This is a genomic window from Paenibacillus sp. 1011MAR3C5, assembly GCF_003591485.1.
In the GTDB taxonomy this organism is placed as follows: Bacteria; Bacillota; Bacilli; order Paenibacillales; family Paenibacillaceae; genus Pristimantibacillus.
In genome coordinates this window covers 163,560-181,480 of record NZ_QZCF01000001.1, presented here as the reverse complement: position 1 = coordinate 181,480, position 17,921 = coordinate 163,560, and the positions used below count along the sequence as shown (strand labels likewise).

The window sequence follows — 17,921 nt, the reverse complement described above, 5'->3', positions numbered from 1 at the left end:
TGGAAAGGTGTTTTGATCCCTGTCTCACAAACGGGGGTCAGTCCCGACAAAGCCGGGTTCAAAGTAGACTCGCCGTCGGAGACTTTCCGAAATTGACGCACAAATAGCGAAGCTGAAAAAGTAACTCGAATAAACAACGTAAGCCCTAGCCGTAAATGGCCGGGGCTTTTTTGCGTTCAAATTTAATTATACGGAGGTATCGCGTAAACATGAAGAAAGTCACGCATAAGCTCGAATTTCTCGTTAACGCATCCGAACCGATCCCGGAAATCAATAACGTTATTTTCGAATTCCTACATATCCATCCCGGCAAGGAGACGCAGATATTAACGGAGTTGCAGACGGAAATTACGGCAGCAATAAAACATTATACAACGGAGGTTGATTCGGAATGAATCTCGTAACTATTAACGGAGTATCAGGGTCGCAGCCAGCGCAGCCAGAGCGGTTGTAGCGTATGCGTTCGTACATTGGACGGAAGCAATATCGTTTCTACTTGTCGCATTCGCTATCGATATCATAACCGGTATTTACGCAAGTAGAGCGGAGGGTCGCGGCTTATCGTCCTCAGTTGCGAGTATTGGCGCGGGCAAAAAAGGCTGGCGCTGCTCGTTATCTTCCTAGCGCACCGGATCGATATCCTACTCGGACTCGACGCGATTGTAATGACGGCCGCCGTCTACTTCTACATCGCAAATGAGTTGGTTAGCATATCGGAGAATCTCGGCAGGTCCGGGATGCCGCAGCCGGACAAGCTGCGCGATGTAATCGACGTTTTGAAAACAATGGGAAGCGGAAAGTAATGACGTATATAATCGATCATATTCCGAAGTCTACTCCGTGTAATCGGCGTCCAGGACGCAATGGTTCCGACATATATTACGATCCACAATACCGGAAATCTACCGCACGCAATGAACGTAATTGGCTGACGAACCCAACGAATAAGGTGACGGCATCGTGTCATATCGCAATCGATGAACGTGAGACAATCGAATGTCTACCGCTTAACGAGGTCGGTTGGCACGCGGGGGACGGTAGTAAAGCCGTTAGCGGTAATCGTACATCTATCGGAATCGAGATTTGCGAATCCGGCGATTACGCGAAGACACTCAATCGGGCAGCGGAACTAGTAGCAAACATGTTACGTGAACGCGGCTGGGGCGTTGATTGGCTGCGTCGTCATTACGATTGGAGCCGTAAGAATTGTCCGCGCCTCATGAACAAGGACGGTAAGTGGACGGGATGGACCGAGTTTAAGACGATGGTTTCCGGAAAGCTTACGCCGCTGAAGCCGACAGAGCCGGTTAAGCCAACGCAGCCATCTACGAATACAGCAACGTTATCGTTCGTAAACGTAATCGTTAATGGAACGAAATTGTCCGACGACCACATTACGAATAGCACGACGTACGTTCCCGCACGAGAAATCGCGGCGGCCGTTGGCGAGATGTGCGGCGTAGATGATAAGGTGACGTGGGATGCGGCGACGAGGACCGTATGCATTAATAAATGACGGAGGTGAACGTGTGACACTAGCGGAGTATAGTACGAAGGAACTGACGAAAGAATTAGCGAAACGCGAGGGCGTACAAACAGCGATGGTCGAACCGTACGAAAATGTAAGCATTAACTTAAACGGTCCAGCCATCGTAGTGATTAACGTTGATTAGCGAACTGGTACTGCAGGGGAACCGGTCTTTAATACAGTGAGTTAAGTAGCTATCTTTTGACGTGGCGTTCATCAACCCGGAATGAATAGACGAAGGAACCCCGCTATATCGGTATGTCGTACCCGAATGGAACCGGACATATAGATGATGGGCGGCTGCGTCGTAACCAATTGCAGAAATATTCGAAGACAATACCGATATCATTTGCATAAGTAACGCCTCCTATATTTGGATACGTATTACATTCGACACATTTCGTTGATTTCCTCCGATCAATCTTAACGACTGAAAGCCCAGCCTTAAACTAGAGCTCGATAACCAATTACGGTTAGCGAGCTCTTTTCAATCTATTTAGCGTTTTTCTTCTTCTGAATAGCAAGTTCTGCTTGTTCAATTTTTTTATTTAGTGTAAGAATATATCGTTCATAGTCTCTTAAGTTTTTTATTGTTTTTGATTGGTAAACAAGGTTTAAAAATATCACGTAAAAAACAATGAAAGAAAGTATATCTAAAGTGTAATTTATTTCTTTAAATGCCTCAGTACTAATCTCAGTGAGGATTGAGGCGTAGTACCTAAAAGTATAGAGAACAAAAATCCAGATTAGAATAGTAAAGATTATGTTTAATCCCCAGGTTATTAAGGTTGAGGGATTGTTTCTAAAACTACTGTACCTATTAAGGTTCTTCCTTAGTTGGTAGATTCTTTTTTCAGTGTTTTTTATGCTTTTGTTTGAATAATACTCTTTAATTTTGTCTCCATATATTAGAAGCACAAGTGGAAGTATTAAAGAAAGCGCTATAGAAATAATATTTGTCAATTGTTATCCCCCTATATTACACCCTCAAAGTTACTTGTCTTCTGATGGATATATTACCCTATAACACACATCATTGCTATATATTTCCTAAAATAGATCAAAAAAGTAGGTAAATAGTAGTATTCAGATATTCCAAACTAAGTAGAACTAAAGAAAGAAGTGCATTATCCTTGTTTATTGACTAGAACATATGATCCCATTAAAATGAAGCTCTATAATTCTGATGTGATATACGCTGAATTTCGGAGGTGGCGAAGAATGAGCAAAATGTTAGACGATACAGCTCGTAAATTGCACCGTATATTTTTCAACTTATACCAATCGGCGGCCGCAAGGGTCAACGATAATCGGTTGGCGCGATTGTCCGGCCGGACGTCGGGACAGATATCGGCAGCAATACGGGAGTTGGCGGATGATCGGTACATAACGTGGGATGAGCGGGCCGGGATCGTTAAAGTTATTGCGCCAGAGGAACGTAGAGGTGTCGAAGCCCGTCGGCCGTATACGTGGGCGGACCGGAGTCGGACGGGTTGAAGTTGCGTTGGTATTGCGAGATAAGCAGCGTAATGATAGAATTACCGTAGTGGATATAAGGCGCGTTTTTTTCGAGAACACGATTAGAGCCGCGTCAGGATTTTTAGCCAACGATGAGGCCAGCGGAGGCTATACTGTGAGTAATACTGTTAAATACGAGGGGCAACGTACAGGAAACGCCGTACGGCATCAAATCTTTTAAGCCGACCGCCGTTTGACTTAAAATCCTGCGGTGGGTGACCACCGTACGGGTTCGGTTCCCGTCCTCGGCACCACATAAGAAATGCGAAATCCCTTGATATGAAAGGGATTTTTTATTTTCATTTTTTTCGGGCACCCATGAGGAATGAGTGTCTTTTTGCTTTAGGGACGGAGTGGGGACAGCTTGTAATCATTCTTAAACCGGAACAAGCACTCGAAGTCTATACGCTGACCCATTAAAATGTTCCTTCGTACTGCCAAGCAGGAACTTGGCTTTGAGCTTGCCACCCACATCCGAAGCGCATCAGTATGCACATATGGAATTGCTATTCGCCACAGAGACGATGCTTGCTTATGCTTTGTGGCAGGTAAACAAAGAAAAATTACAACATTGGTCCGCCTGAATTTACAACTAAGCTTCGAATACTATAGAAGGAACGCAACCGAAACCAACAGGAAGGGATTGAGCGGGAATGGAACGCCTTATCATTTCGGAAGATGATATGGTGCAGGAATCGATAGAATTCGCTAATGTGTACCCGATATTGATGAGTGAAATTGATCATATTGAAGCCGTGCGTGGCAAGCTGAACGACTTTCAGCTGATGCTGGCCGTCTCTCGGGCCAAGGATGCGGTAGGGATTCTGGGCTGGGAGCGTCGGTTGACCGTAAACGCAGCATTGGAAAAATACGCAAGCATCTATCGGGAATCCGGCAGGGAAGAAGCGGATGACTGGGTTGCCGGAACGTTCGGTTTTATGCTCAATTGGGACCAGACGACCGAACAGGGGATGCCCGAGGAGCAGCCGCCATCGACGAATGCAGATGACGATACGTCATCGACTGACGGAAACGGCGAGCCTGCCGGACCTCGTTTGGAAGAAATCTCCGAGCTGATCGCGGAGAAAGAATCGGAGCTGCTGCAGCTTTACCGGGAGTATTATCGGCTAGCCAATCAAGACTCATAAGAGGTCATAGGAGAGAGCAGGCACCTTAATGATGCCTGCTCTCTATGTTTGCATGAGTAAAATGCCGATGCTTTCGCCAACATGTAAGCTGACACCGTAAAACTAAGCTTTAATCGATAAAGAAATTCTCGGGTTCTACGATCCGAGTATAACTCGTTAGAATTCCTGTAAAACGAAAAATTTGGCGTTTGAACAAAAACGAGCGCCTCCAGTAAGATGGGGTTACGCACGAGGTCAATGCCTCAAAAAGCCCATCAGGAGGTCGCTCTACTATGAAGTTTAAGGCACAGGACAAGCAAAATCAACTCATTGAAAACATTACCGTTCAACATCTAGTCATTGGCGTCGACATCGCTCAGGAAACCCATGTTGCCCGGGCTGTCAGCTTCCGTGGGATTGCTTTAGGCGCTCCCCTCGAGTTCGGCAACCATCGCGAAGGATTCAAGTTGTTCGAGCGTTGGGTACAGGATCTGCTCAAGACCCACAGTCTGAGCAGCATCATCGTTGGCATGGAGCCGACCGGCCACTACTGGTTCAGTCTAGCACGCTGGCTCATCGAGCAGGGAATTGAGTCTGTTCTAGTTAATCCTCATCTCGTCAAAAAGAACAAGGAAAACCGGGACAATACGCCTTCAAAAAGTGATCGCAAGGACGCGCTGGTCATCGCAGATATGATCAAAAACGGGTACTACTCCCCCGTTCGTTTTCATCCTGAAGCCTACGAGGAGCTACGTATTCTCATGGCAAACCGCGAGACGGTTACTAAGCGCTTGAACAGTGCAGTTAACCAGATTCATCGTTGGGTAGACATTGTTTTCCCTGAACTGTGTCAGGTCTTCAAAATCCTTACCTGCACCAGTGCAATTGCAACACTCAGACTCTTTCCTTTGCCAAGCGACATCCGTCAGTTAAGTACTGAACAGATTTTAACAGGTTGGAAGCAATACGTGAAGCGTCATGCTGGCGTTAAACGTGCTGAACTGCTCATTACACTTGCAAAATCTAGTGTTGGCACCACTCAGGCCCTCCACGCATACAAGCTTCATCTTGGCCATTTGCTAGAAGAATATGACCTGGCCCAGAGTCAGCTTGAACAGATTGAGTATGAGCTGAACAGCATTCTTAAACGCATCCCTTACGCAAAGAAGCTGCTTGAAATACGAGGCGTCAGTGCTACGTGTCTTGCTGGTGTTCTTGGTGAGAGCGGTGATCTAAGCGGCTTTTCGCATGGAAATGCACTGCTTCGGCATGCTGGACTAAATCTAGCGGAGGCTAGTTCTGGGAAATGGCGAGGGAAGATGGTACTCAGCAAACGTGGGCGTCCACGTCTGCGTCATTTTCTGTATCTAATGACCATGTGTATGGTTATGACGAACCCCGAAATTCGGGCTTTACATCGTTACAATGTGGAGGAAAAGAAGCTAAAGAAGATGAAATCCATCATGAAATTATGCAGTAAGGTAGCTCGTCTGTTAGTCGGTCTGGCTAAGAGTAGCGAAGCTTACGATTCAACCAGAGTTTTCCCGCAGGCTGCCTAAGCGCAGTCGACCCTCACCAGCTCAAGCATTCGCAGGATTACAAGAAGTACGGAGTATCGGGAGACGTTACGCAAAAGGGCTCGGACCCGTTCCGTTAGAAAGACCGACCTCCACCCCGTAGTTAGATGTGACGAAGGAATGAAAGGGCTATGACCCGTTGAGACATGGGAGCGAGAATCGCTAGGGCGACGTGGAGACGTGCGCATAATGGAACAATATGGGTGGTACAGCATTCACCTTTATTCCCGCATGCCCATTTTTACGTCTGTTCGCCCCCGACTCCTCCCACATCCTCTTCTTCATTATAACTACAGGATGAAATCCTGGAATTCATGAGTCTGAGTGAGGAAACTGAATCATTTCGAGGGAGCTTAATGAAACTGCGATAGTCTAGGACTTTTTTTTCACGTCCTCTGCTATCGTTGTATCAATTTCTAAGTTGAAGAGTCAAAAACTTATGTCTTAGTGCGTGCAAGGCAGACAATTACCGCCTACAAACGGTAAAACTGGTGGTTCGTCTTGATATAAGTGATATCGTTGTCGCAGGTTACGGAGTGCTCGCTATGGGTGACGATCCGAATATTGCCGTCCAGCAGCTCGTTGTCACGGTACACGGCGATAAGTTGGGAGAAGACGCGCATTCTCTCGAAATCATGATCCGACACGATTTGACGATTTATTTGCTTCATAACACGGCCCCTTTATTGGTAGAAATGGGTTGGAAGAGATGAAAGTTATATTCATTGTACCAGCTCACCCGTCAAATGAGAATAAGATATCCTTTTTTCGCCATTGAGCCCCATTTCCGTAAAAACGCACATATTCCCCTTAATAACGCCAATCATAGCAGCCGGGATCTTATCCTATAATGAGGTTAGCTCACAAAATAGGAGGTCTTGGAAAATGTTGATGCTACACAAGAGAAAACCGATATCGCTATTGCTGGCGATTGTCATGCTGCTGTCTACGTTGGCTGCCGGGCCAATGGTGCCGTTCGGCGGAGATGACACAGTCTGGGCAGCACAGGGCCCGGAGCCGGCAGGCGAGTTCGTGCGCATCAAAAACAAGTGGACAGGCCATTATTTGTACGAGGATGAAAGCGGTATCGTCCGTTACGGCTTCACGTCGGCTACCGATGCCAACTCGCATTGGGCGATTGAGGAGGGGATAAATGGAAGCGGTTCCAAGTCTATTCGCAACCGTGCGTCAGGACAATACATATCTGTCGCGGACATTGCCGGACGCACTAGCGCGCTGACAACGGCGTCAACCGCAGATGGGGGCGAGACGGCTTGGATCGTGGAGCCGGCGGTCAACCGCGCGGGTCAATTCACGATCCGCAGCGAAAAGTTTACGGGCGGCACATATTTTATCCACGAGGAGGATCAGCTTGGTTACGCCCAGGTAAGCGGCGATATCGGCGCGGAATGGGAAAGCCCGCAATGGTCGTTTGAGACGGCGCCGACGGAGCAGGCTGTGCGGATTTACAACAAATCCCAGCAAGCTTATCTCTACGAAGTGACGGAAGAGGGAGAGGACAAGGGGAAAATCGCATACGGCGATATCGCTTACCACGATGCGGCATCCCACTGGTACGTGCATGAGGTAGCGGATAACGGAGACGGGGGTGCGACGGTCGAGCTCCGCAACGCGCTTACGAATCATGTGATCACACAAGGTACGCACTGGGCGGCGATCGCAGGAAAGACCTGGGATGCAAGCTCCAAAAACCAATGGGTGATGTCGCCCGTCTCGAACACGGGTTACGTCACCTTCACGAACGTATATGCGGCCGAAACGGGGGAAGACTCGCCGGAGGAGATTCCGCAAGGGACATACGTGCTGAACACGCAGTTCGATGACATATTTGTCCGATCTAACAACTGGTCGAATGCCGGCAATGACAATGCACAGTGGCGAATCGAAGTCGCTCCCGCCGTCCAGCCGGTCAGGCTCGTCAACTATCGGGACATCGGCGACGAGAACAGTAAGATTTATTTGTTTGAGGATCAGGGACTGGTGAGATACGGGACGCTGGAGGCGGACAGCGCCGCTTACCAATGGATCATAGAGGATTACAACGGAAGCAAAAGAGTTCGCAATTTGCAGTCCGGGCTCTATATTTCGCCCGAAAATATCGGAGCTGCCGAAGATCCGCTGGAGGTGCTGGCGGATGAAGGCGGAGCGGGACAATGGCGGCTGAACGAATCGCCTCTATATGATAATTTTGTAAGCCTGGAAAGCGTGATCCGGTCCGGCCATTACATCCATGTCGGAGACGCAATGGGCTTCGCCCAATCGGGAGAGGTCGATCCCGCGGGCAGCGATGCTCAGTGGTACGTAGAGGACCCGGCCGCAAGCGCGGGTGGAGACCCGCAGATCGTGCAAATCCGCAATGTATGGCAAAACATGTATTTGTACGAAGATGGCAATGGAGTGTTGAAATACGGCAACGCAAGACCTGGCGACCAACGCGCCGAATGGATTGTGACGCGCTACAACGGCCGCAGTCTGATCCAGAACCGCGAGACCGGCCATTATTTGAACGTGCTGAATCAGACGACCGGCCATTTGCCGTTGTCGGCACTGGATATCGAGACGTTGACCGACGAGCAGCTGCTTGGCGTGCTGTGGCGCATTAAGGATAACGGCGGCGGCAAAAACATCTGGAGCGCGCAGGACCTGAACAACGATTCCGGCGAACAGGCGTATATCAATTTGCAAAACTTGACCAAATACGCGGAATACAGCGCCATCAATCCGAACTGGGGCAGCCCAAAATGGCAGTTTGTGGCCGTTGCGGATGATGCCGTGTCTTATGTGCGCATTAAAAACAATACGACGGGCGACTATTGGTATGAGGACCATGGCGTAGTAAAATACGGCGATCCGGCCGACACCGATTTTCTGTCGCATTGGCTGGTGGAGGAATCGGACGGCGGGCGCAAGGTCATCCGCAACCGGGCTACGGGACATTACGTGTCGATGCAGCCGTCGGGTTCGGACGAATCCGAGATTGAGAATGCGGACATGGCTGTTCGCGTCATCGAGGTGGATGCGGCGTGGAGCAGCCACAAATGGATCGTGGAGGAAAACGGAGAGCTCCAAGCGTTCAAGAACGGCTGGACAAACGATCATTATTTGACGAACCAGGATGGTCTTGGCCATCTGCAGCGTATTCGCTCCGCGCAATTGACGTCCCCGGAAGCGGAGGACAGCAAATGGTTTGCGTTCGAAAACGCGCCGAACATGTCCCCGTATGTGCGAATCAAAAGCAAAAGCGCAAGCGGTTACTGGTATGAGCAGGATAAGGAGCTTCGCTACGGCGATCTGGACGCCTCCGATTCCCGTACGCACTGGTTCATGGAGGATGCCGGAGACGGAGCGCAATATGTCCGCAACCGCGCAACCGGCCATTACATTAATATTGAATTTATGGACCGTGACAACCCGGCGTCGGCGATCAGCGTCGAGCATTTTGAGATGGAATGGGGATCGGCGAGTCCCAAATGGATGATCGAAGACGCGGCGACAGCCGGATATGTGCAGTTCAATAACGTATGGAATCCTTGGCGCTTCCTCTCAACCAAGGATGAGCTCGGCCATGTACAGCAGGTCGAGAATCCGCAACCCGGTGATGACGACATTCAATTCGTTATGGAAGGCGTACCGGCGGATCAACTGCTGCTGCCGGCCAATTATATCCGGATCAAAAATGCCGCAAACGGGCAATATTTGCTGCAATCGGACAAAAACGTGGTCGTATATGGCGAACCTGCGGCTGACAATGCTTATTCGCATTGGCTGCTGGAGAGCGGCGACGGCACGCAGCGGATTAAAAACCGCGCGACCGGTATGTACCTATCCCTGACGCCGGACTACAAATATGCCGAAGCGACGGCAAGCGGCGTCATCGCCGGCAATTCGCAATGGATCGTGGAAGGGGCTCCGATTGGAGACGATTTTATGCTCCGGAGCTTGATGCCTGGCTATTCGGATGAATATTTGAATACGGCTTCGTCACTGGGTTATCCAGAGCGCGGCCTTCATCTGATTTCGAGTCCAAGCCTGCATTGGACGTTCGAGACGGCGCCGGCAGAGGCAGTGACGCCGGAATGGCCGGAGGAGCCTCAGCTTAATGCGGCAACGGCGATCTTCGACGATTCGAACTATGTGCGTCTGATCAACAAGGCAACGGGCGAGCTGCTGTTAGAGCGAGGCGGCAAGGCGATTCCGGCAAAGGCTGCGGCATCGGTGGACGACCCGCAGGCCCATTGGCTGATACAGGACTATAACGGCCACAAGCTGTTCAAGAACCGGGCAAGCGGCCGTTTGCTCATGGTGTCATCCGTCGGCTCCGAAGTAACGACAAGCGTCGGCGGATCGTCGCCTATCGGACTTGGTGCGCAATGGAATATTCGCGAGATTCTGGGCTACGAAGAGATCGTCAGCGTATTGCTGAGCGGCCAGCAGCTGCGGCAAAACGGCGAAACGGTGCAATATGGCACTCCTGGCGATGATGCCTCCCGCTGGACGCTTGATCCGGTGGCAGGTACTGTTCGTTACGAAGCGGAAAAAGCATTCGTCTCCGGCGGCGTTGCGGTAACGTCGGGAGCTGCGGGAGCAGCCGGCTACGCGTCAGGCTTCAGCAAGACGGGCGCGCGGACAATAATGGCGGTGAACGGGCAGGAGGACGGTGAGTACAAAGCTGCGATCCGGTACAGCAATCCGTCCGTTACTGCGCAAACGCTGACTTTGAAGGTAAACGGCTTGGACGCAGGACAATTGCAGCTTGCGCCAACCGGAAGCGGCGTATGGCGGGAATTGTCCGTTACCCTGCCGCTGCGTGAGGGCTACAACTCCGTCAGTCTGGAACGGACAGCAGCGGATACCGGGACGGGGCAAGCGCTGGTTGATGCCGTCGTGGTGCAAGACAACGTCAATTTGGACTATCGCGGCGCTACTCTGCCGTATACGACATATGAAGCGGAGCATATGGCGACCAACGGCTCGCTGCTGGGACCGTCCCGCGTCTATCTGGACGTGGCGTCGGAGGCATCCGGGCGGCAAGCAGTCAGGCTGAGCGAGACGGGGCATTACGTGGAGTTCGAAGCGGCCAAGGACGCCGATTCGATCGTCGTCCGTTACTCAATCCCGGATGCGCCGACAGGCGGAGGCATTGAAGCAACGATCGGCGTTTACGTTGACGGACAGTTGCGCGCTGAGCTGGATTTGAACTCGGCTTATGCTTGGGTATACGGCAACTATCCGTGGTCGAACGATCCGAAGCAAGGAAGCGCGCATCGCTTCTATGACGACGCGCGGGCGATCATCGGACAGATTCCGGCGGGATCCATCGTCAGGCTGGAAGTGCGGGAGTCAGACGCAGCAGAGTACTATATTATCGACCTGGTTGATCTGGAGCAGGCGGGACCTGCGCTGGAGATGCCGGAGGGCTTCCTGTCGATTGCTGAGTTCGGCGCTGTAGCGGATGACGGCTTGGATGATACGGAGGCGTTCAAAGCCGCGATGGAAGCCGCGAAGTCTGCGGGAAAAGGCGTCTGGGTGCCGGAAGGCACGTTTGAGGTTGGCGACGGACTGCTGATACTCGACAACGTGACGATCCGCGGAGCGGGCAAATGGCATACGATTCTGAACGGAGCGAAGTTTTTTGGCAACGGCAGCAATATCGGCGTATTCGATCTGTTCATCGATGGAAAAATCAGCGTGCGCGACGACATTGCGCAGACGAACGGGTTTGAAGGGGCGTTTGGTCCCGGTTCGACGGTCCAGAACGTGTGGATTGAGCACACGAAGACCGGGCTGTGGCTCACACGTCCGATCAACAAAGGCGGCTACACGTTCAATACCGACCTGTATACGGATGAATTCTATATCGCTGGCTCGCGTATTCGCAACGTCATGGCGGACGGCATGAATTTCGCCGTAAACACGAAAAACAGCATGGCCGAGCATATGAACATCCGGTATCCCGGCGACGATGGTATGGCAATGTGGTCTTTCGTGGAGAACGTGCCGACCGACTACACAGAAAACAACACGTACCGTTTCAATACAGTGCAGCTGCCGTGGCTGGCCAACAACATCATTGTTTTTGGCGGCAAAAACCATAAGGTTCAGGACAATATTGTGCTGGACACGGTTACCCACGGTTCAGGCATCAGCGTATCGACGAAGTTCACGCCTACGCCGTACGAGGGCACGTTCGTTGTGGAGCGGAATACGCTGATCCGCACAGGCAGCAACGACCCCGGCGCGGGCTACAGCACAGGTGCAATTTGGATATACGCCTATGATCGCGATATTGACAGCGAAGTCATCATTCGCCACAATACGGCGCTCGACAGCACATACCATGGCTTGTCCATCGGCGGCGCCAAGACGCTGGGATCCGTAAGCAGCGAGCGCGCTAAGGTGACAGTAGAGGATATGGTCATCGATGGAGCCGGACTGACCGGCATAGAGGTCGGCTCGACGGTTAAAGGCGCGATTAATTTCAAAAATGTCATCATCCGCCATACGAAGTTCGGGACAATCAACAATGCAGCGGGAGACGCCTTCCGGATCCATCGGCTGTCGGATAGACCGGAGGGACCGGGGCAAGGTTCCGGAACGGGCGGACCGACCGAGCTGCCGGGAAGCTCGGCTGATAATGATAGAAGGCTGAGCGAAGGCGCAGCGGGCAAGCTGCCGGTCATCGAGCTGTCCGTCGATTCGCAAGGCGTCGCGGAGCTGTCGATTGCGGCACTTCGGGCAGCGGCGGTGCAAAATCCGGACGCATCGGTCGTTGCGAAGTCGGGCAGAGCCAGCTACGTGCTGCCAGTCGACTTCATGAGGCTGATTGCTCCGTACGTCAAGGAGGGCGGCACAGAAGCGGATGGCACGCTGATCTTGAAAATGGAAGGCGTCACAGCACAGCTTCGCGATGAAATCGCGTCACAGGCGCGGGCGGCCGGGCTTGAGCTTGCGGGAGAGCCGGTGCAGTTCCGTCTGTATCTGAAGCGTGGCGACAGCCTGCAGGAGCTGAACGGCTTCGGGCGGACATACATGACACGCACGATTACGGTAGACGGAAGGTTGAACCCGGCGACATCTGCGGCCATGATCTATGATCCGGGCACAAGGGAGTTCCGCTACGTACCGGCTCTGTTCTCTTCGGAGGATGAAAGCACGACAGCGACGATCATGAGCCCAGGCAACAGCATCTATGTTGTGGTTCAGGGTGCCAAGACGTTCGCCGACATGGAGGGGCATTGGGCGCGAGCCAGCATTGAGCAGCTCTCCTCGAAGCGGATCGTATTCGGCAAGTCCGAGGATCGCTTCGCACCGCAGGATGCCATCACCCGCGCTGAATTTGCGGCGCTGCTAGTGCGCGCGCTGGGACTCCGGGCCGGCATCGGCGGCAGTGCGGACTTCAGTGATGTGAAGGCGTCGGACTGGTTCTATCGCGAAGTGTCGATTGCGGCGGAGCTCGGCTTAATCTCTGGCTTCGGTGATGGAAGCTTCCGGCCGAACGATACGATCACCCGTGAGCAGATGGCGGTGATGGCGGCGAATGCGCTGGGCGCCGGCGGCGCGGCGGACGGGGCAGCCGACAAGTTCGGCGACCGGGATCGGATCGGCGTATGGGCCAGGAATGCGGTCGAATACGTCGTGAAGCGGGGCATTATGCAAGGCAAAACGGAGGTCGTCTTTGCGCCAAATGACCGGGCGACCCGCGCCGAAGCGGTTGTTGTGCTGAAGCGAGTTCTGCTTGAGATGAAGCTGATGGACGAATAGACGCTTCCGGCCGGCCGAAGCCGGAGTGAAGCGACAAAAAGAAACGGCGTCCGAACCATTAAAGGTCCGGACGCCGTTTTGGTGTGTTTGGATTTCGGCTGGGAGCTGAAACATGATACAACTGTCGCGCGCTCGATGGAGTAAATACAGTTATCCTTCCAGAAATTTATATGATTGAAACTGCTCAAATGACATCGAAGAATATGTATATCTTTCTATGTGGACATGGCCGGATGCCATTCCTAAAGATGTAGGATACTAAATTTTTTAGCCTTTTATTAACCATTCTATAGATTTAGAAGTTCGAATATTTGAAGAAATGAAGTACTCGTATACCCTCGACTAGTATAGACGTTCAAGGAAAAGATGTTTGCAGCAATCGAACATTATTTGAACTATTACCTATTGAAGAATTTCCGAATGGAGAAGGTCGGGAAAAGTAGATTGGAGCCAAGGGATGTTACGATCAAAATTAAAAAGTGTCAGATAAGGATAGCTATCATGATAGCTATCCTTTTTTTGCACTCTGACCTGAACAAATCGATGTGAAGTACAACAATTTTTGTACAAGAAAGTAATACATACTTGGCGATATTCAATAAAAGAGGTTGACTCTTGTACTTTTCATAGATAAAATAAGAACATAAGTTCGTTTTTTATTGTTGGTGGGTTCAATCATTAAAAAAAACGGGGGACAACTAAATGCGGATGAACAACTTGGATATGATGAAAAACGCAAGAAGATATGCTCAAGAATATGCCCTTAATACTTCCACTGGAGTCAAGCAATTGCTTCGTGATCAGCATAGAATCTCAGCTCGTAGAGGAAGAGGCGATATGTCGGCATCAGATATTCTGATCGATTTGAATACAGCAATACAAATAGCTGGACTTACGAACCGCCAGAGAGAAGCAGTCGCCTGGATATATGAAAATGATGCAACGCAACAAGCAGCGGCAGAGATGATGGGGATACGCAAAGATAGCGTAAAGGATCTGGTCGCAGCTGGAGTAGAACGTATTACAGCAATCTTTGTTCAATGGAATTATGCACATGTGATTGTCGAGTATGAGGGGGAGGAACATTCATGATACTAACAGAGTGGGAATCAAAACTGGGCGTTGCCGAGGCGAGCTTTGAAGATGCTGTGACGCAAATAATTGCATACCATACTCCTGAGAGAAAAAAGCGTATTGCCACAATTGCTGCACTCATTGATAGTTTTGTTTCTCTGACCGGAAATACCCCTGACTCTAACCAGCTCAATCGGTTAAGCAATTATATATTAAAAGAAGAATTGTCGGATCCGGATGTGTATAAAATCGCACATAACGAATATCCCTTTCTGAGTGAATGGCAAATGAAACTGCGGCATGACCGTGAAACAGGGCTTAAAGCAGTAGAGGAAACGGGAGCTGACGGACGGAATTATCGGAAGCCTACAAAGAGACGCCGTTCGCATTTCGAGTTAATGCATCAGTAACACTCTGAACGCCATTGTTGGCGTTTTTATTTTCCCTATAACTATATTAATTATAGAAAAAGAGAACATTTGTTCTAATTCATCCCCCTTTTTTGATTGCTCTCAAACCTATACGTTATGAAGGTCATTTATCCCATTCACGAAATAATTCGAATTCCTAACGACAGGAGGCAGAAAGGTGGCAAAAAAATTTCAAGTCGGCGGTTTATTCCCGCCAGCTGAGGATATTGAACGGCTTGCTAAATATGAACGAAGCAAAGCAGTTTATGAAGGCCGACGTCTCATGTACAGCCGTATTTCAGAATTGCTGCGCGATACCCCGTTGGAACCGCAGCTTGCAAAGCTGAACGTAGCCATAAATGTAATGGATACCTTAATCTCAAAGCCAGCGGATATGATTGCGGGAAGCACAATATCATTCAAGGTAGAGGGAGTCAATGAATCAACGGCACAAACTGCTCTAGACCGAATGATACGAAAGAATCATTTGAAGCGGCTTATTCATGAACTGGTAACCGGAAGCGGCATTCGCGGCGACTCCTGGCTCAAGATTAGTTATGGTGTAACTGAGGAACTAGGAGGCCTAGTAGAGGAAGCGTTGGCTCAACCTAACACAAAGGCAGATGCCATTATGGAAATTGCCCAAGCGTCTTCAGTTTATCCTGAAGGGGGACAGCGTAACAAGAACAGGTTCAGAGCTATAAATCTCACATGCATAGAATCAGTAGGTTCCGGTAATGAGCAAGTCAATTACTTGCACGTTGAACGTCATCTACCAGGTTATATTCAGTATGAAAAATTCAAGCTGGAACTAATCGGGAAAGAGGATAGCTATGGTGTAAGCAGGCCTGTTTACTCTATAACTGAGCAAGTGCCGACAGGCAGGGAAGAGGATATCGTTCCTACTGGAGCAGATGGGCTGCTGGTTTTTCACATTCCTTACAAAACAGTAGATGATGATTGGAGAGGCATTGGCGGCATTGAGAAGTCGGAGTCTATATTAGCAGCCATACATGACCGATTATCCCATATCGACTACATCTTATGGAAACATGCAGATCCAATAGCCTACGGACCAAACGATCTGGAGGACGGTATAGGGACCAAAGAGCTTCGGATTTCCAGTAAATATATTCCAGTTGGCAAGGATGATCCCTTGCCAGGGTATATGAAGTGGGAATCACAGCTGAAGGACGCTTTTGAAGAACTGGATACCATGCTCTCACTCCTATTTATGCAATCAGATTTTCCTGAATGGTTGTATAGCAAATTTCTTGGTAATCATGCGGCCACAGATGGCGATGCGCTGAAAACGCTGCTTCTTCCTTGGTACTCTAAGCTTAATCGAATCTGTATGCATCTGGAGCGGGCACTTCAGGAAGCTCTGTATACCGCAATGGTGCTCGATAATACAGCTAATGAAGGAGCGGCAGGCTTTGTATCCTATACTCCCCAGTACCCCGATATTCAATGGGGACACATGCAGATAAAATAATCGACCGGACCTACGGCATGTCCTTAAACTGACGGAGAAAAGCGCGACGGCGCTGCAAATCACGGAGGATAATACGATGAACTTACACAATCAATCTACAGAGGATACCATTAATCTGACGCAGGAAGAGTTTGATGCCATTATTGCAAAACGAATTGCTCGGGAACGTAAAAAATACGGCGAGATAGAGTCATTAAAAACGGCATTGTTGGATCAACTGACTGTTGAATGCGAGCAAGAGAAGGCATCGTTGAGAGAATTGATACGTATTCAAGCCGAGCTAAAAGCCTCGAAAGAAATTGCCACACGTGCGGAGGCGATTGCCTCATCCATGGTTAAATTGGCTGTCGAAAGAGTGAAGAAGGCTGAATATAAGCGAGCGGCAGCCCATGCTAATCTGCGTTTAGAGGCGATTGATGAAGCTTATAGGCTGTTGGATAAATCGGGAATCTCGGTAGATGCAAACGGGCAAGTTGTCGGAATGAGGAAGGCGCTTGAAGCCTTGCTGAAAAAGAAGCACATTTTTGTGTTGACTACCTCCTCGCAAAATAGGCTTAAACAAAACAGCATATAAACGAGGATGCGGAGGGAGGCGATAATTTTGGCAATTGCAGTATTGGATGCGGATGATTATATCCGTATGCAATGTATTGATTCTGAGGACTGGTTTGACTCAGAAGAAGTAAGGAAGCAAAGGCTGCTGCTGACAGCAAAGCAAATGCTTCTCGGATCCTACCGAGGCTTTACGATTCCGGATTCAGCAGTTTACGAATATGCGAACGAATTGGCGATCGCTTTTAATGATGTGAATCGGCTGCGCCAGCATGGGATCCAATCGTACTCATTAACCGGTGTTGCAGAAGTGACGTACAAGGAGTCAACTAAGACAGGACTTGACGGCTTAATAACCGATAAGGTTCTAAGGCTAATTACAGATGCTAATCCAGAAGCATCTTTCTCTCGTCGAGCATTGAAATGGACGGTGCTGTAAATGGGATTGATTCCACTTAAACAAAACATTATGTTATGCCCACCTGGCAGCAATCATCCATGGAATTCACAGTCCTGGGATAATCCTGTTATGCTGAAATGCCGTATTCAAGTGCAGACGGAAGTCATAACAGACCCGCACGGAAAACAAGCTGTGTCGACAGTCCAAATATGGCTGAAGGGATTTGCTGCCATTTCAGCTTCCCATACATTTAAGTATACGGATGAATTAGAAAACGAACGTGTATACCATGTTGTTCAGATCCAACGCAAACGCTGGCTGAATGGAAGTGCGGTCTATACGGTGGTGCACGCAAAATGACACAATCTTTCCAAATAACATATGACGATTCTGCAGTTGAGAATTTTCTGAATTCAATGCTAGGGTCTACGCTAACCGCTGCTGAAAGCGAAATCGGA

At 49.8% G+C, this 17,921-nt stretch carries 16 protein-coding genes, 1 tRNA gene and 1 pseudogene; 15 read left to right on the top strand and 3 right to left on the bottom strand.

What is annotated here, in order from left to right:
• Positions 1-209 precede the first annotated feature (209 nt).
• The 4 genes and pseudogenes from D3P07_RS00880 to D3P07_RS00865 all read left to right on the top strand — a co-directional run bounded on the left by D3P07_RS00880 (position 210) and on the right by D3P07_RS00865 (position 1,673).
• Positions 210-395: a hypothetical protein gene (locus tag D3P07_RS00880; protein WP_119798216.1), complete on the top strand. Its 186-nt coding sequence runs from the start codon at positions 210-212 to the stop codon at positions 393-395.
• A 22-nt stretch (positions 396-417) separates the two neighbouring features.
• Positions 418-803: pseudogene (locus tag D3P07_RS27830) on the top strand (phage holin family protein).
• Complete coding sequence (locus D3P07_RS00870) at positions 803-1,516, top strand: N-acetylmuramoyl-L-alanine amidase (protein ID WP_259391283.1); 714 nt, start codon at positions 803-805, stop codon at positions 1,514-1,516. The pseudogene D3P07_RS27830 and the gene D3P07_RS00870 overlap by 1 nt, the downstream one beginning before the upstream one ends.
• A gap of 13 nt (positions 1,517-1,529) precedes the next feature.
• Entirely contained in the window at positions 1,530-1,673 is a 144-nt protein-coding gene (locus D3P07_RS00865; RefSeq protein WP_259391282.1) for a BC1881 family protein, read from the top strand.
• On the opposite strand, the gene D3P07_RS00860 is transcribed toward D3P07_RS00865, so the two are convergent.
• Positions 1,635-1,877 (bottom strand): KTSC domain-containing protein, encoded by a 243-nt coding sequence (locus D3P07_RS00860; protein ID WP_259391347.1) that lies wholly within the window; start codon positions 1,875-1,877, stop codon positions 1,635-1,637. The genes D3P07_RS00865 and D3P07_RS00860 overlap by 39 nt on opposite strands.
• 143 nt (positions 1,878-2,020) lie before the next feature.
• Positions 2,021-2,491 (bottom strand): hypothetical protein, encoded by a 471-nt coding sequence (locus D3P07_RS00855; protein WP_119798213.1) that lies wholly within the window; start codon positions 2,489-2,491, stop codon positions 2,021-2,023.
• Positions 2,492-2,749: 258 nt separating this feature from the next.
• Here D3P07_RS00855 and D3P07_RS00850 point away from each other — a divergent pair, with 258 nt between their 5' ends.
• The 4 genes from D3P07_RS00850 (at position 2,750) to D3P07_RS00840 (ending at position 5,732) form a co-directional block, all read left to right on the top strand.
• Complete coding sequence (locus tag D3P07_RS00850; protein WP_119798212.1) at positions 2,750-3,025, top strand: hypothetical protein; 276 nt, start codon at positions 2,750-2,752, stop codon at positions 3,023-3,025.
• Between the two features lie 178 nt (positions 3,026-3,203).
• Positions 3,204-3,300 (top strand) — tRNA-Leu (locus tag D3P07_RS26785).
• Between the two features lie 399 nt (positions 3,301-3,699).
• A complete protein-coding gene (locus D3P07_RS00845) occupies positions 3,700-4,194 on the top strand; it encodes a hypothetical protein (protein WP_119798211.1) in 495 nt (164 codons plus the stop codon).
• Positions 4,195-4,466: 272 nt separating this feature from the next.
• Positions 4,467-5,732 (top strand): IS110 family RNA-guided transposase, encoded by a 1,266-nt coding sequence (locus D3P07_RS00840; RefSeq protein ID WP_119798210.1) that lies wholly within the window; start codon positions 4,467-4,469, stop codon positions 5,730-5,732.
• Positions 5,733-6,223: 491 nt separating this feature from the next.
• On the opposite strand, the gene D3P07_RS00835 is transcribed toward D3P07_RS00840, so the two are convergent.
• The gene (locus tag D3P07_RS00835; RefSeq protein WP_119798209.1) at positions 6,224-6,421 is read right to left on the bottom strand and encodes a hypothetical protein; all 198 of its coding nucleotides are present in this window, start codon (positions 6,419-6,421) and stop codon (positions 6,224-6,226) included.
• Positions 6,422-6,635: 214 nt separating this feature from the next.
• Here D3P07_RS00835 and D3P07_RS00830 point away from each other — a divergent pair, with 214 nt between their 5' ends.
• The 7 genes from D3P07_RS00830 to D3P07_RS00795 all read left to right on the top strand — a co-directional run bounded on the left by D3P07_RS00830 (position 6,636) and on the right by D3P07_RS00795 (position 17,823).
• Positions 6,636-13,532 (top strand): S-layer homology domain-containing protein, encoded by a 6,897-nt coding sequence (locus tag D3P07_RS00830; protein ID WP_119798208.1) that lies wholly within the window; start codon positions 6,636-6,638, stop codon positions 13,530-13,532.
• A gap of 708 nt (positions 13,533-14,240) precedes the next feature.
• Positions 14,241-14,624, top strand: a complete 384-nt coding sequence (locus D3P07_RS00820; RefSeq protein ID WP_259391281.1) for a sigma factor-like helix-turn-helix DNA-binding protein — start codon at positions 14,241-14,243, stop codon at positions 14,622-14,624.
• Positions 14,621-15,016, top strand: coding sequence for a hypothetical protein (locus tag D3P07_RS00815; RefSeq protein ID WP_119798205.1), 396 nt, complete (start codon positions 14,621-14,623; stop codon positions 15,014-15,016). The genes D3P07_RS00820 and D3P07_RS00815 overlap by 4 nt, the downstream gene beginning before the upstream one ends.
• 178 nt (positions 15,017-15,194) lie before the next feature.
• Entirely contained in the window at positions 15,195-16,511 is a 1,317-nt protein-coding gene (locus D3P07_RS00810; RefSeq protein WP_119798204.1) for a portal protein, read from the top strand.
• A 76-nt stretch (positions 16,512-16,587) separates the two neighbouring features.
• Positions 16,588-17,085 carry a hypothetical protein gene (locus D3P07_RS00805; protein WP_119798203.1) on the top strand — a complete coding sequence of 166 codons (498 nt, stop codon included), beginning with the start codon at positions 16,588-16,590 and terminating at the stop codon, positions 17,083-17,085.
• A gap of 27 nt (positions 17,086-17,112) precedes the next feature.
• Positions 17,113-17,502 (top strand): hypothetical protein, encoded by a 390-nt coding sequence (locus D3P07_RS00800; protein WP_119798202.1) that lies wholly within the window; start codon positions 17,113-17,115, stop codon positions 17,500-17,502.
• Entirely contained in the window at positions 17,503-17,823 is a 321-nt protein-coding gene (locus D3P07_RS00795) for a hypothetical protein (protein WP_147384463.1), read from the top strand.
• Positions 17,824-17,921 lie beyond the last annotated feature (98 nt).

Bases quoted from the DNA above. Each gene is read 5' to 3' on its own strand.
- D3P07_RS00880 (WP_119798216.1), top strand. From the start codon at position 210: ATGAAGAAAGTCACGCATAAGCTCGAATTTCTCGTTAACGCATCCGAA.
- D3P07_RS00870 (WP_259391283.1), top strand. From the start codon at position 803: ATGACGTATATAATCGATCATATTCCGAAGTCTACTCCGTGTAATCGG.
- D3P07_RS00860 (WP_259391347.1), bottom strand. From the start codon at position 1,877: ATGATATCGGTATTGTCTTCGAATATTTCTGCAATTGGTTACGACGCA.
- D3P07_RS00850 (WP_119798212.1), top strand. From the start codon at position 2,750: ATGAGCAAAATGTTAGACGATACAGCTCGTAAATTGCACCGTATATTT.
- D3P07_RS00845 (WP_119798211.1), top strand. From the start codon at position 3,700: ATGGAACGCCTTATCATTTCGGAAGATGATATGGTGCAGGAATCGATA.
- D3P07_RS00840 (WP_119798210.1), top strand. From the start codon at position 4,467: ATGAAGTTTAAGGCACAGGACAAGCAAAATCAACTCATTGAAAACATT.
- D3P07_RS00835 (WP_119798209.1), bottom strand. From the start codon at position 6,421: ATGAAGCAAATAAATCGTCAAATCGTGTCGGATCATGATTTCGAGAGA.
- D3P07_RS00830 (WP_119798208.1), top strand. From the start codon at position 6,636: ATGTTGATGCTACACAAGAGAAAACCGATATCGCTATTGCTGGCGATT.
- D3P07_RS00820 (WP_259391281.1), top strand. From the start codon at position 14,241: ATGAACAACTTGGATATGATGAAAAACGCAAGAAGATATGCTCAAGAA.
- D3P07_RS00815 (WP_119798205.1), top strand. From the start codon at position 14,621: ATGATACTAACAGAGTGGGAATCAAAACTGGGCGTTGCCGAGGCGAGC.
- D3P07_RS00805 (WP_119798203.1), top strand. From the start codon at position 16,588: ATGAACTTACACAATCAATCTACAGAGGATACCATTAATCTGACGCAG.
- D3P07_RS00795 (WP_147384463.1), top strand. From the start codon at position 17,503: ATGGGATTGATTCCACTTAAACAAAACATTATGTTATGCCCACCTGGC.